The following is a 12,996-nucleotide window of genomic DNA, read 5'->3' as shown; positions in this document are numbered from 1 at the left end:
CAATGCCCGACCAAACCAGACAGAAACTCGTTATCATCGGCAACGGAATGGCGCCCGGCCGCATGCTGGAACATTTGTTTGAGCACGCGCCGGGCCAGTATGAAGTCACTATTTTCAACGCCGAGCCGCGCGTCAATTACGACCGCATCATGCTGTCGCCGGTTCTCTCCGGCGAGAAGACCTATGAACAAATCGTCATCCATGGCGATGGCTGGTACATCAAGCACGGCATCACGCTCTATAAGGGCCACAAGGTCGTCTCCATCGACCGCGATGCCAAAACTGTGATATCGGATCATGGTGTTACGGAAAGCTATGACAAGCTGGTCATTGCCACTGGCTCGGTTCCGTTCATCATTCCGGTTCCGGGCAAGGACCTGCCCGGTGTCATCAGCTACCGCGATCTGGATGACGTCGATGCGATGCTGATTGCCGCACAATCGCGCGAGAAGGCCATCGTCATCGGCGGCGGCCTGCTCGGGCTGGAAGCGGCGGCAGGTCTGGCTCAGCGCGGCATGGACGTGACGGTGCTGCATGTCATGCCAACATTGATGGAACGCCAACTCGATCCCGCCGCAGGCTATCTGCTGCAACGGGCGGTCGAGGAGCGCGGCATCAAGGTTATCTGCAAGGCGAACACGAAAGCCATTGTCGGTAGCGGCAAGGTCGAAGGCGTTGAGCTGGATGATGGAACCACCATACCGGCCACGCTGGTCGTGATGGCCGTCGGCATCCGCCCCAATGTCGGGCTCGCCCGAGAGGCCGGACTGGAGGTCAATCGCGGCATTGTCGTCGATGCGGGCATGCGAACGTCGGATGCCAATATTCTGGCGCTCGGGGAATGCGCGGAAGTGGGCGGCATGGTCTATGGGCTGGTCGCCCCGCTTTACGAAATGGCACGTGTGGCGGCTTCGCATCTGGCAGGCGACACTACGCCAGCCTTCACCCATTCCGACACGCCGACCAAACTCAAGGTGACGGGTATTGATCTGTTCTCGCTCGGCGATTTTGCGGATGGCGCGGACCGGGAGGAGATCGTGCTGCGCGATGCAACAGCGGGTATCTACAAGCGGCTTGTGATCAAGGAAAACCGGATCATCGGTACGGTTCTCTATGGCGAAACGGGGGATGGCGCCTGGTTCAATGATCTGAAGAAAAAGGCGACCGATATTTCGGCGATGCGCGATACGCTGATCTTTGGTCAGGCCTATCAGGGAGGGACCCCCCTGGACCCTATGGCGGCCGTTGCAGCCTTGCCGGATGATGCGGAAATCTGCGGCTGCAACGGCGTTTGCAAGAGTAAAATTGTCTCGACGATAACCGGCAAAGACCTGACCTCGCTCGACGACGTGCGGGCGCATACCAAGGCGTCCGCGTCCTGCGGCTCATGCACGGGACTGGTCGAGCAGCTCATGGCGTTGACGCTCGGGGACAGCTACAATCCCAGGGCCGTGCAGCCCATGTGTGGCTGCACTGATCTTGGGCATGACGATGTGCGCAGGCTCATCAAGGCCAAGAAGCTGAAGACCATTCCCGCCGTCCTGCAGGAACTGGAATGGAAGACATCCTGCGGCTGCGCCAAATGCCGCCCGGCGCTCAATTATTACCTCGTCTGCGACTGGCCGGACGAATATGCCGACGACTACCAGTCGCGTTTCATCAATGAGCGCGTCCACGCCAATATCCAGAAGAACGGCACCTATTCCGTTGTTCCTCGCATGTGGGGCGGCGTGACAAATTCCAGCGAACTGCGTGCCATTGCCGATGTGGTGGACAAGTTCGCCATTCCAATGGTCAAGGTCACGGGCGGCCAGCGCATCGACTTGCTGGGGATTGAAAAGGAACAATTGCCAGCGGTGTGGTCTGATCTCGGCAAGGCGGGTTTCATCTCCGGTCAGGCCTACGCCAAGGGGTTGCGCACGGTGAAAACCTGTGTTGGCTCTGACTGGTGCCGGTTTGGCACACAGGATTCCACCGGTCTTGGTATCCGCATCGAGAAATTCATGTGGGGTTCGTGGACCCCCGCCAAGCTGAAATTGGCTGTTTCCGGTTGTCCGCGCAACTGCGCGGAAGCGACCTGCAAGGATATCGGCGTTATTTGCGTGGATTCCGGTTTCGAGATTCACTTCGCCGGAGCAGCCGGTCTCGACATCAAGGGCACGGAGGTTCTGGGGCTGGTAAAGACGGAAGACGAAGCTCTGGAGCATATCGTGGCGCTGACGCAGATGTATCGCGAGCAGGCCCGTTATCTGGAGCGCATCTATAAATGGGCCAAGCGCATCGGTCTCGATGAAATCCGCCGCCAGATCATGGAGGATACTGACAAGCGCCAGACCTATTATGACCGCTTCGTCTTTTCGCAGAAGTTCGCACAGGTCGATCCGTGGTCCGAACGTGTTTCCGGCAAGGACAAACACGAATTCAAACCCATTGCTGTTTTGAATGCGGAGGCTGCGGAATGAACGAGATAATCAGAAACTGGATTGCCATCGGCACGCTGGACGACATTCCCCGTCAAGGATCGCGTTGCGTGAAAAACGGACCGACGACGATTGCCGTCTTTCGCACGTTCGACGACCGTCTGTTCGCCATTGAAGATCGTTGCCCGCACAAGAACGGGCCGCTCAGTCAGGGCATTGTCCATGACGGTTGTGTGACCTGCCCGCTGCATAACTGGGTCATCAATCTGGCGACCGGCAAGGCTGAAGGCGCGGATGAAGGTGCGACGCAGACGTTCCCCGTCAAGCAGGAAGGCAACACCATTTATCTCGCGCTTGGTTTCTGAACAAACCGGCGCTGACAATCGAACATAAGAGGAGACGACATGCTTAGCAAAAGCGATGTGATCGACATGATCTATGAAAAGAAACGGCTGGCCGGTCTGACATGGGCATCGATTGCCGAAGACATCGGCATGAGCGAGGTGTTTGTCACTTCGGCCTGTCTTGGCATGAATGCGCTGCCGCGCGACAAGGCGGACAAGCTGGTGGTCAATCTTGGCCTGCCGCAGGAGGCCGCCGTGGTTTTGGCGGAATATCCGACCAAGGAATGGGACCGCGCGGTTCCGACCGATCCCTGCATCTATCGGCTTTACGAGATCGTTGGGGTCTACGGTCCAACGCTGAAGGAACTCATTCAGGAAAAGAGCGGCAACGGCATCATGAGCGCTATCGATTTCGAGATGAGCGTGGACAAGGTGCCCAACCCGAAGGGCGAGCGCATTGAAATCCGCATGAGCGGCAAATTCCTTTCCTACAACAGCTGGTAAAGCGCGCTCCAATTGTGCGGGCTCGATATGCAGCCCGGTAAGGCGACGATCATGGCAACGACCACTGAAACAAAGACCACCTGCCCTTATTGCGGCGTCGGTTGCGGCGTCATCGCCAGGGTCGATGAAGTCGGCTCCGTTTCAGTTCGCGGCGACCCGGATCACCCGGCCAATTTCGGGCGGTTGTGTTCGAAAGGTTCAGCTCTGGCGGAAACGATCGACCTTGATGGGCGTCTGCTTTTTCCTGAGATTGACGGGCCACGTGCGGACTGGGATCAGGCGCTCGATCTCGTCGCCCAAAAATTTTCGGAAGCAATCGCCGAACATGGGCCGGATTCCGTGGCCTTTTATGTTTCAGGTCAACTTTTGACCGAAGACTATTACGTCGCGAACAAGCTGATGAAGGGCTTCATCGGCTCGGCGAATATCGACACCAACTCGCGGCTTTGCATGTCTTCATCCGTGGCGGGGCATCGTCGCGCCTTCGGGTCCGATACCGTGCCCGGCACCTATGAGGATATCGAACTGGCGGATCTGGTGGTCCTGACCGGCTCCAATCTCGCCTGGTGCCATCCCGTCATTTACCAGCGGCTTGCCGCAGCGAAAGCGGCGCGCCCACAGATGAAAGTCGTCGTCATCGATCCGCGCCGGACGATGACCTGCGATATTGCCAATCTGCATCTGGCGATCCGTCCCGATGGCGATGTCGCCCTGTTCATGGGGCTGCTCGCGCATCTCGTGAAAAGCCCCGCGCTCAACATGGGCTATGTCGATGCATATACATCCGGCTTTGCGGTCGCTGTGGAAACGGCTACCGCACTGGACCACGAAACGCTGACCGAACGCACCGGGCTCTCGTCGGCAGAATTCAATGAATTCTTCCGGCTGTTCGAAACCACCGACAAGACCGTAACCTGCTACAGTCAGGGTGTTAACCAGTCGTCATCTGGAACCGACAAGGTCAACGCCATCATCAATTGCCATCTGGCGACGGGCCGGATCGGGCGCCCCGGAATGGGACCTTTCTCATTGACCGGCCAGCCAAACGCCATGGGTGGCAGGGAAGTGGGCGGTCTAGCCAATATGCTTGCCGCGCATATGGCTATCGAGAATGCCGACGACCGCGATCGCGTCCAGCGTTTCTGGTCCTCGCCCACCATCGCAACCAAACCGGGTCTGAAAGCCGTCGACATGTTCCGCGCGGTGGCGGATGGGCGCATCAAGGCGTTGTGGGTCATGGCCACCAATCCGGTTGTGTCCATGCCGGACGCTGATGCGGTCGAGGCAGCCATAGCCGCCTGTCCCTTCGTTGTCGTTTCAGACATTATGCAGGACACCGATACGACGCGTCATGCGCATGTACTGCTTCCCTCGCTCGGCTGGGGCGAGAAGGACGGCACCGTTACCAATTCCGAGCGCCGCATCTCCCGGCAGCGAGCATTTCTGACCGCTCCGGGCGAAGCACGGGCGGACTGGTGGCAACTGGCTGAGGTCGCGCGCCGTATGAACCATGCCGCTCCGTTCAATTATAGCGGGTCGGCGGCCATCTTCGCCGAGCACGCGGCGCTGTCCGCTTTTGAAAACGACGGCTGCCGCGATTTCGATATCGGCGCATTTGAAGAGATCGGCCTCGCCGCTTACGATGCCATGACGCCCTTTCAATGGCCGAAGGCATCCGACAGCGCAGAGCCTGCATCTCGCTTTTTTGCGAAGGGTGGTTATTTCCACCCGGACCGGCGCGCGCGCTTCATCGCCACCACTGTGCCGGAGACAATTCGCACAAGCAGCGCCTTTCCGTTCACACTCAATACGGGTCGCATCCGCGATCAGTGGCATACGATGACGCGAACCGGCAAAAGCGCGCGGCTATCATCCCATATCGCCGAGCCTTTTGCCGAACTTCATCCACGCGATGCGATAGAGCTTGGCATCGAGAACGCCAGCTTGGTGGAAATCGAAAGCTCGCACGGGAAAGCCATCGTGCGTGCACTTGCAACGGAGCGGCAGGCGCGCGGCAATGTCTTTGTCCCAATGCATTGGAACGACCAGTTTTCCGCCCGCGCCCGTATTGATGCGGTCGTCGCGCCATTGGTCGATCCGGTTTCAGGCCAGCCCGCCTCCAAGAATGTGGCCGTCACTGTAAGACCGTTTTCGGCGACCTGCTACGGCTTTGCCGTTTCGCTCGCAAAGCCTTTCGCTATCGACTGCGATTACTGGTCGCTGGCTCGCGCAGACGGCGGCTGGCGGCTGGAACTGGCGCCACTTACCGAGATCGGAGATTGGGTGGAATGGTGTTACGTACACTTCGCCATCCCCGAAGATATTCATCCGATCGGCTATACCGACACCGCGACCGGCGAAACAAGGCTCGCATTCTTTGCGGGTTCCCGATTGCTCGCAGCTTTGTTTATCGCGCCACAACCGGTTGCTGTCGCGCGCTATTGGGCCATCCAGCAACTGACAGTCACCCATGACGATCTGCGCAAACGCTTTGCTATCGTTGCTGGTCGCCCCGGTGTGGACAAGCCGGATCCCGGTGCCACGGTTTGCTCTTGCTTCGGTGTCGGCGTCAACCAGATCGCCGCTGCCATCCGTTCCGGCTGCCACAGTGTTGAAGCTATCGGTAAGGAACTCAATGCCGGAACCAATTGCGGCTCCTGCCGCGCAGAAATCAGGGGTATCATCGATGGGTGTCTCGCAACCGCCGCTGAATGAAACACCAGCTCGTATCGAAGCATTGGCAAAGCTTCCGGTCTTCTGGGCACTTGAAGGCAAGCTTTGTGTTGTTTCGGGTGGTTCGGATGCAGCCGCCTGGAAGGCAGAACTGCTGGCCGCCTGTGGCGCGCATGTCAAAGTCTTTACCAGGGAACCTGATGAGATGATGTGCGCACTCGCCAGCCGTCCAGCGGCTCACATCGGAGCGCGCATATCGCTGATTGGCCGTTCTTGGCGGCAAAGTGATTTGCAGGGTGCTGCTATGGCTGTCGCCGACTGTAATGATAGCTATGAAGCAGATCGATTTTATACGGCCTGCGGAGCGATGGGCGTTCCAGTGAATGTCATCGACAAGCCAGGATATTGCCAGTTCCAGTTCGGTTCCATCGTCAACCGGTCGCCGGTGATCGTTGCCATTTCGACGGATGGCGCAGCTCCTGTTCTGGCGCAGACGATCCGGAGTAAAATTGAAGTGCTTTTGCCAGCTTCACTCCAAAACTGGGCTGAACTGGCGCAGACAATCCGCAGCCGCATCGGATCACTTTTACCAACGGCAGCGGCGCGCAGGCGCTTCTGGGAAATCTTCGTGGAGAAAGCTTTTTCGGAAAAGCACACCGCCCAGACAGAAGTCGAACTGCTGACAACTGCTTCAGAACTGGTCTTGGATGCGGGCGACGTAAAGGTCTTTTCCGTCAACCCGATAGATCCGGAACTAATGACGCTGAAAGCAATACGCGGATTGCAAACCGCCGATGTGGTTTTTTTTGATAAAGGCATTGCGCCGGAAATACTGCAATTTGGGCGGCGCGAAGCGATGCGCATTCAGGTTGAGGATAGGTCCCAGCAGGGATCGTGGCCCCCAAACTGCCGCGTCGTATATCTCGTGTCAGATGGCGATGGGTCTACCAAAACGAACATAAGCCACTAAAGCAAAAGCTGACAACGTGAGCATCAACATGGGGCGGAAGAGACGTTTCATCGATGATGAAACCATCCACCCTATAGTTACAATGGCACTGCTCCAAAGCAATCCAAAGTCAGAGACAGAAAGCGCCATTGCGGTGATGCAAACGGGGCTTGCCGTCATAATCAATGTCAGTTCGCTATTTTCATCGTTACTGCGTGACGAAAAGAACGAAGTAAATGTACTCCAGCTAAAACCAACTGACATACTGAGCAAGGCTGGCATCAAGATCGAATAAAACATGCGAGGCATCCCATAGAGCGATACCTTACACAAGCAGTTTTTATGCCACTTTTTTGGGAATTATCGTTTGGAGTATATAATACTAGTATGGGGCGCGGCTAAGCAAAATTTGAGCGCAATCGCAGCCCCACACGTAATTCGCTCAAGCGCCACAAAACGCTTAGGGTCTCATTCAGGCAAAGCGAGCCTGATCAAAAACTAGCCAGATGACAAATTTTCGAGCCCACCCTGTGCGCTCTGATATGAAAACGACCAGAGCGCATCAGTTACTGACCTGCTTAGTTGCTACCGATCGGTGCGTCGGCGGAAATGACGCCTTTGTCCTTCAGGCGAGCCCAGAAGGTGGCCGGAATTTCCTGCTCGAACCAATCGACATTTGCCTTCATCTGCTCTCCATTGCGGGCGCCCGAAACGACCGTGACCACAGCTGGATGCAGTGTCGGGAAGGCTAACGCCGCGGCTTGCATGGTAACGCCCTCGGATTCGCATGCCGCCTGGATTGCATCGACACGCGCCAGAAGATCGGTCGGCGCCTCGGCATAGTTGAACTTCCGATTGCCCGCCAGAAGGCCGGAATTGAAAGCACCGGCCACGACGATACCAACGCCGTCGCGGTGGCAACGGTCGAGAAGTGCAAGGCTGTCCTGCTCCAGCAAGGTGTAGCGGCCAGCAAGCATCGAAACGTCGATGTCGAATTCCTGCATCGTGTCGGAAACGACCTGCCATTCGTTGACGCCCAGACCAACGGCCTTTACCAAGCCCGCAGAACGCAGTTCTCCAAGCGCCTTGAACCCGCCGCCCTTGGTCAGCTGGTCCCAATAGTGCTGATGACGATCGCCGTGGGTGGCGCGTCCAATATCGTGAATATACAGCACGTCAGGAGCGAACACGCCAATGCGCTGGCGGCTTGCTTCGAAGGAACGCATGATTGCATCGTAGCTGTAATCATAATTCGGTCGGAAAGGCAGCGGCTCGACGTAAGCGTCTTCTTCCGGCCCGACCGTCTCATCCGGCACCATGATGCGCCCAACCTTGGTGCTAAGCACATACTCGTCGCGCTTGTGCTCCGTCACCATCGTGCCAAGGCGGCGCTCTGAACGCGTATAGCCATAAAAAGGCGCCGTATCGAAATAACGGATACCAGCATTCCAAGCTGCATCGAAAGCACTCAGAGATTCCTGATAACTCGTCACCCGATAGAGATTGCCCATCTGGGCGCAGCCAAGACCCATAAGCGTGAACGAGACGTCACGATTGCGCAATTTGCGTCTGTCTGAAACCTTCATGATGTGCTGAATTCCCCAATCTGACCGAAAAAGAGCGCGCGGATATGCTCCGCGCGCCGGCTTTGACTTAGTAAAGAACGTTCTTCGCTTCCGGCTTGTCGACATTGTCCTTTGTGACAACAACGACGCCAGTATCGATCGTCTTTTCGACCTTTTCCTTGTTGAGCAGCTTCAGCAGCGTTGCAACGCCGATATCGCCCATCTGGTAGGAGCCCTGGACAACGGTTGCAGCCAGCGTGCCGTCCTTGACGAATTCCTGCAAATCCTGATTTCCGTCGAAACCGATTGCAGTAACCTTGCCCGCCTTGCCGGCCTGCTTGATCGCCCGGCCCATGCCGATTGCGGTCGGCTCGTTTGCGCCAAAAATACCCTTCAGGTCACTGTTGGCAGCAAGAACATCGGTCGTCTGGTTAAGCGCGGTAGCCATCTGCGACTGCGAATAGTATGGGCCGACGATTTCCAGCTTCGAGTTAGCCTTAATGTAGTCGGTAAAGCCGCCCACACGACCGATTTCCGATCCGGCGCCAGCAACATAGGACATGACGGCGATCTTGCCCGTCGTTCCGACCTTATCGATCAGAGCCTTCGCGGCGAGTTCGCCAGCCTTCTTATTATCCGTCGCCAAGAAGGACTGATAGTATTTCTCGGCACCGCTGGCGAGCTGGCTGTCGATGATGACAACCGGGATACGCGCTTCCCAAGCCTTCTTCACGGCTGGTACGAGCGCATCGGGATCAGACGGTGCAAGGAGAATGGCGTCGACTTTGCGGTTGACGGCATTTTCGACCATGTTGACCTGATCAGCAATAGCGGATTCCGATGCAGGTCCCTGGAACGTCATTGTGTGCTCGCCCTTTGCCTCGGCAATGGCGGCATCGGCGCCCTTCTGAACGTTCTGCCAGAAGGTCGAATTGACCGTCTTGACGATAACCGCAATTTCACCGGCTGAAGCAGTGGACAAAGCGCCGAAGACCATGACCGAAGCGAGAAGCGCAGTTTTAAATTTACCCATAATTTCCTCCAACTAACCGAACCCGACCGGAGTTCGAAACGGGGGAAGGCCCTACCCTTCCCGTCCTCCTCTTCAGCGACGATTGCGCAATTGGTCGATCCAGACGGTGACCAGAATGACAAGGCCGATGATGATCTGCTGCGTGAAGGCGGAGACGCCATTCATGTTCAAACCGTTACGCAAAATGCCGATGACGAATGCGCCGATGAAGGTTCCGGAGATCGTACCGACCCCGCCGATCAATGATGTCCCGCCAATAACTGCGCTGGCGATGGCGTCAAGTTCGTACATGACGCCTTCATTCGGCTGCGCGGTGACAAGTCTCGACATCAGTACACAACCGGTCAGCCCGGCCAATGTGCCGGAAATCAGGTAGGTGTAGATCGTGATCCGGGAAACGTTGACGCCCGACAGACGCGCTGCAACGGCATTGGACCCAATGGCATAGATATGACGGCCAAAGACGGTCCGATTGAGAACAAACGCGGCGATGATGGCGATCACAATCATCAGGACAACGGGATACGGGATGCCCGGAAAAGTGACGACCGGAAACCCCTGTTCATCGATCGACTCCATCCGAAACAGCGAACCGTTACCCAGAACACCGAAGCTTTCTCCCAGTCCCGACACGGCGCGGGCGCCTGTGATCTGCAAGGCAACACCACGGGCAATCAACATCATGCCAAGAGTGGCAATAAAGGGAGGCAGTCGCAACTTGGTGACAGCGAGACCATTGATCAGGCCGCAAAGCGACCCGGTCAAAATGCCGAGCAGCATCGAAATCCAGATGGGAAGCTGGAGTTCCTTGACGGCAAGTGCAGCCACAACGCCAGCGAGCGCGAGCACCGAGCCAACGGAAAGATCGATACCCCCCGTAATGATCACATAGGTCGCACCAATACCGAGCAAAGCAATCGACGTGACCTGAAGCGCAATTGTCATGCCATTGCCGACGGAGAAAAAGGCGCTGCTCGTCGCGGAGAAGATTGCGGCAAGCACGACAAGACTGCCAAGTGCTGCAAATTTCTGGATGATATCCTTCTGCCGCTCGCTAAGGCGTCGTCCCTTATCTGCCGAAACTTGGCCCTGCTCTACCGGTTTACCGTTGGTTACTTCCGTCATGCTGATTATCCTTATTCGCCGCGTCGACCACTGCCGGACGCGTAATGCATGATCTCTTCCTGATTGGTGTCGCGTGTTTTGAGAGTCGCAGCGATACGCCCGCCATGGAAGACAGCGATGCGATCAGACATCCCAAGCACTTCCGGCAATTCGGAACTTATCAAAACGACAGCGATACCGCGCGCCGCAAGCTCATCCATGATCTGATAGATCGCAAATTTCGCTCCAACGTCGATGCCACGTGTCGGCTCGTCGAAAAACATGACCCGCGGCTCACGAAACAGCCATTTGCCAATGATGATTTTCTGCTGATTGCCACCCGACAAAAGACGAACCGGCTGATGGAGGCTCGGTGTCTTGATGCTCAGGAGATCGACGTAATGCTGGCTCGCATCCCGCTCTTGCTTGCGGTCGATGACACCGAGACTGTTACTAACCGCCTGCATGCGTGCCATGACCAGATTGGCATCGACAGGCATCGCGATGGCCAAACCTTGAGCTTTGCGATCTTCAGACAGGTAAGCGATGCCGGCATCGATACCACTGCGTGGATCTGTGATTTTCAATTCACTGCCGTCGAGCATGATGGTGCCCGCATCAAGCGGATCCGCGCCGAAAATTGCGCGCGCCACTTCGGTTCGCCCTGCGCCCATCAACCCTGCAAAGCCGAGAATCTCGCCACGACGAATATCAAAGCTGATATCCTCAAAAACATCGCGTCTTGTGAGGCCTTTTACGGAGAATATGACTTCATCAGCGGGCTGACGGGTCGGCTCCGGAAACTTGTCCTCCAGCGAGCGCCCAACCATGCGCGCAACGATTTCGTCGACGGTGAGGTCGGCAAAATCGTCCGTTGAAACATATCGCCCATCGCGCAAAACTGTAACGCGATCAACGATCTCCTGCATCTCATCCAGCCGGTGAGAGATATAGATAATGCCGGTGCCCTGGCTTTTCAGGTCACGGATCACCTTGAAGAGAAGCTGCGCTTCCTGTTCGGTCAAAGACGAGGTGGGTTCGTCCATAATCAGTACATTCGCGTCGAGCGAAAGCGCTTTCGCGATTTCGACCATCTGACACTGGGCAACCGACAGCGTCCGCACCTGCACGTTCGGATCGATATTAACCCCAAGCCGATCCAGACAGCGCTTGGCATCTGCGATCAACTTCTTTCGATCAACCAGGAAGCCCCGCCGGGGTTCACGTGCGAGATAGATATTCTCCGCAACGCTCAAATGCGGCACGAGGTTGAGTTCCTGATGGATGATAGCGATGCCAGCTGCTTCCGACTCCAGCGTCGAAGCGAACTGAACCGGCGATCCCTTATAGGTGATCGAACCTGAATTTGGTTGGTATACGCCGCTGATGATTTTCATCAGCGTCGATTTGCCAGCGCCATTTTCACCGCAGACAGCGTGAACCTCTCCGGCGCGCAGATCGAAGCTAACGCCCGAAAGAGCCTTTACGCCTGGAAATTCTTTCGACACATCTTCGAGCGTGAGCAGCACGCGAGCCGTTTCAGATGGCTTCTTTGCAGAATGACCTCTCATCGCGCTCCTCCTCCTGGTGCTCTGAAAAAGTTGTCATTTGATAGGGGGAAAAGAGAAATCTGGTCAAGCCACTTTATCGAAATTTCTTGAGAATAGCGCTAAAATAAGGAAAATAGTGGTGAAACTATCCGTTCATAACAAATTTGGTCTTACCGCATGCTTGAAACGAGACGTGTCTATCAACAGATCGCCGACCAAATCCGCGCGCTTATCGACGACGGCTCACTCACGGCGGGATCAAGGCTACCGGCTGAGCGGGAACTTGCGCAGCAATTGGGAATCTCACGCCCGTCGCTTCGCGAAGCGCTTATTGCGCTCGAAATCGAGGGGGTCATCGACATTCGATCAGGATCAGGCATCTATGTCCTGAACCCCACCGGGTCGGAACTGAATGAACAATCGTTGGGCGAAAGCCCTGCTGAATTGATGCAGGCGCGCGTTTTGATAGAATGTGGCTTGATCGCGCAATGTGCGGCACGCATCAGCGAGCCGGCATTGTCGGAATTGGAGAGTATCCTTGAAGCCATGTTGCGGGATATCGATATCAATCGAAAGCCTTTGGAACATGATCGAAGGTTTCACATCAGCCTTGCATCGGCAGTGGGAAACAGCGTTCTGACCAATCTGGTGATCAAGCTCTTCGATGAGAGACACAGCCCAATCTCTGAACGCATGCAAAGGCATACGGAGACGCCAAATACCTGGCGGTTGGCGGTTGAAGAACATCGCGCGATTTTGACTGCCCTCAGGGCAAAAGACCCGTTTGCAGCGCAAGCCGCCATGCATGCCCATCTCGCGGCATCCGAACGCCGGTGGGTCGAAGATTAACGGCG

General features: G+C 56.4%; 11 protein-coding genes. 6 read left to right on the top strand and 5 right to left on the bottom strand.

Annotated elements, in window-relative coordinates; all coding sequences use genetic code 11:
- Nucleotides 1–2: 2 nt before the first annotated feature.
- The 5 genes from nirB to HWD97_RS10195 are packed head-to-tail and all read left to right on the top strand — an operon-like array spanning nucleotide 3 to nucleotide 6,911.
- Nucleotides 3–2,462, top strand: a complete 2,460-nt coding sequence (nirB, locus tag HWD97_RS10215; protein WP_109366105.1) for a nitrite reductase large subunit NirB — start codon at nucleotides 3–5, stop codon at nucleotides 2,460–2,462.
- Entirely contained in the window at nucleotides 2,459–2,785 is a 327-nt protein-coding gene (gene nirD / locus HWD97_RS10210; RefSeq protein WP_109366106.1) for a nitrite reductase small subunit NirD, read from the top strand. Before nirB ends, nirD begins: the two co-directional genes overlap by 4 nt.
- 39 nt (nucleotides 2,786–2,824) lie before the next feature.
- Nucleotides 2,825–3,268, top strand: a complete 444-nt coding sequence (cynS, locus tag HWD97_RS10205; protein ID WP_171317702.1) for a cyanase — start codon at nucleotides 2,825–2,827, stop codon at nucleotides 3,266–3,268.
- 51 nt (nucleotides 3,269–3,319) lie between these two features.
- Complete coding sequence (locus HWD97_RS10200) at nucleotides 3,320–5,983, top strand: molybdopterin-dependent oxidoreductase (protein WP_371834994.1); 2,664 nt, start codon at nucleotides 3,320–3,322, stop codon at nucleotides 5,981–5,983.
- On the top strand, nucleotides 5,904–6,911 hold the full coding sequence (locus HWD97_RS10195; RefSeq protein ID WP_109366108.1) for an NAD(P)-dependent oxidoreductase: 1,008 nt from the start codon (nucleotides 5,904–5,906) through the stop codon (nucleotides 6,909–6,911). The genes HWD97_RS10200 and HWD97_RS10195 overlap by 80 nt, the downstream gene beginning before the upstream one ends.
- On the opposite strand, the gene HWD97_RS10190 is transcribed toward HWD97_RS10195, so the two are convergent.
- The 5 genes from HWD97_RS10190 to HWD97_RS10170 all read right to left on the bottom strand — a co-directional run bounded on the left by HWD97_RS10190 (nucleotide 6,870) and on the right by HWD97_RS10170 (nucleotide 12,163).
- Nucleotides 6,870–7,190 (bottom strand): hypothetical protein, encoded by a 321-nt coding sequence (locus tag HWD97_RS10190; protein ID WP_146200157.1) that lies wholly within the window; start codon nucleotides 7,188–7,190, stop codon nucleotides 6,870–6,872. The two genes, HWD97_RS10195 and HWD97_RS10190, sit on opposite strands and share 42 nt — an antisense overlap.
- Before the next feature lie 278 nt (nucleotides 7,191–7,468).
- Nucleotides 7,469–8,476, bottom strand: a complete 1,008-nt coding sequence (locus tag HWD97_RS10185) for an aldo/keto reductase (RefSeq protein ID WP_109366110.1) — start codon at nucleotides 8,474–8,476, stop codon at nucleotides 7,469–7,471.
- A gap of 67 nt (nucleotides 8,477–8,543) precedes the next feature.
- The gene (locus HWD97_RS10180; RefSeq protein ID WP_371834993.1) at nucleotides 8,544–9,488 is read right to left on the bottom strand and encodes an ABC transporter substrate-binding protein; all 945 of its coding nucleotides are present in this window, start codon (nucleotides 9,486–9,488) and stop codon (nucleotides 8,544–8,546) included.
- Between the two features lie 72 nt (nucleotides 9,489–9,560).
- Nucleotides 9,561–10,613 (bottom strand): ABC transporter permease, encoded by a 1,053-nt coding sequence (locus HWD97_RS10175; protein WP_109366112.1) that lies wholly within the window; start codon nucleotides 10,611–10,613, stop codon nucleotides 9,561–9,563.
- Between the two features lie 11 nt (nucleotides 10,614–10,624).
- The gene (locus HWD97_RS10170; RefSeq protein ID WP_109366113.1) at nucleotides 10,625–12,163 is read right to left on the bottom strand and encodes a sugar ABC transporter ATP-binding protein; all 1,539 of its coding nucleotides are present in this window, start codon (nucleotides 12,161–12,163) and stop codon (nucleotides 10,625–10,627) included.
- Nucleotides 12,164–12,319: 156 nt separating this feature from the next.
- On the opposite strand from HWD97_RS10170, the gene HWD97_RS10165 reads away from it, so the two are divergent.
- Nucleotides 12,320–12,991: a FadR/GntR family transcriptional regulator gene (locus tag HWD97_RS10165; protein ID WP_121537725.1), complete on the top strand. Its 672-nt coding sequence runs from the start codon at nucleotides 12,320–12,322 to the stop codon at nucleotides 12,989–12,991.
- Nucleotides 12,992–12,996 lie beyond the last annotated feature (5 nt).

This window comes from Ochrobactrum sp. C6C9 (genome assembly GCF_022627935.1).
Classification (GTDB): Bacteria; Pseudomonadota; Alphaproteobacteria; order Rhizobiales; family Rhizobiaceae; genus Brucella; species Brucella teleogrylli.
Note: the sequence above shows the minus strand (reverse complement) of the source record. Positions and strands in the feature narration are given on the sequence as shown.

Bases quoted from the DNA above. Each gene is read 5' to 3' on its own strand.
- HWD97_RS10165 (WP_121537725.1), top strand. From the start codon at position 12,320: ATGCTTGAAACGAGACGTGTCTATCAACAGATCGCCGACCAAATCCGC.
- HWD97_RS10190 (WP_146200157.1), bottom strand. From the start codon at position 7,190: ATGTTTTATTCGATCTTGATGCCAGCCTTGCTCAGTATGTCAGTTGGT.
- HWD97_RS10180 (WP_371834993.1), bottom strand. From the start codon at position 9,488: ATGGGTAAATTTAAAACTGCGCTTCTCGCTTCGGTCATGGTCTTCGGC.
- HWD97_RS10185 (WP_109366110.1), bottom strand. From the start codon at position 8,476: ATGAAGGTTTCAGACAGACGCAAATTGCGCAATCGTGACGTCTCGTTC.
- nirD (WP_109366106.1), top strand. From the start codon at position 2,459: ATGAACGAGATAATCAGAAACTGGATTGCCATCGGCACGCTGGACGAC.
- HWD97_RS10195 (WP_109366108.1), top strand. From the start codon at position 5,904: ATGCCGGAACCAATTGCGGCTCCTGCCGCGCAGAAATCAGGGGTATCA.
- HWD97_RS10170 (WP_109366113.1), bottom strand. From the start codon at position 12,163: ATGAGAGGTCATTCTGCAAAGAAGCCATCTGAAACGGCTCGCGTGCTG.
- nirB (WP_109366105.1), top strand. From the start codon at position 3: ATGCCCGACCAAACCAGACAGAAACTCGTTATCATCGGCAACGGAATG.
- cynS (WP_171317702.1), top strand. From the start codon at position 2,825: ATGCTTAGCAAAAGCGATGTGATCGACATGATCTATGAAAAGAAACGG.
- HWD97_RS10175 (WP_109366112.1), bottom strand. From the start codon at position 10,613: ATGACGGAAGTAACCAACGGTAAACCGGTAGAGCAGGGCCAAGTTTCG.
- HWD97_RS10200 (WP_371834994.1), top strand. From the start codon at position 3,320: ATGGCAACGACCACTGAAACAAAGACCACCTGCCCTTATTGCGGCGTC.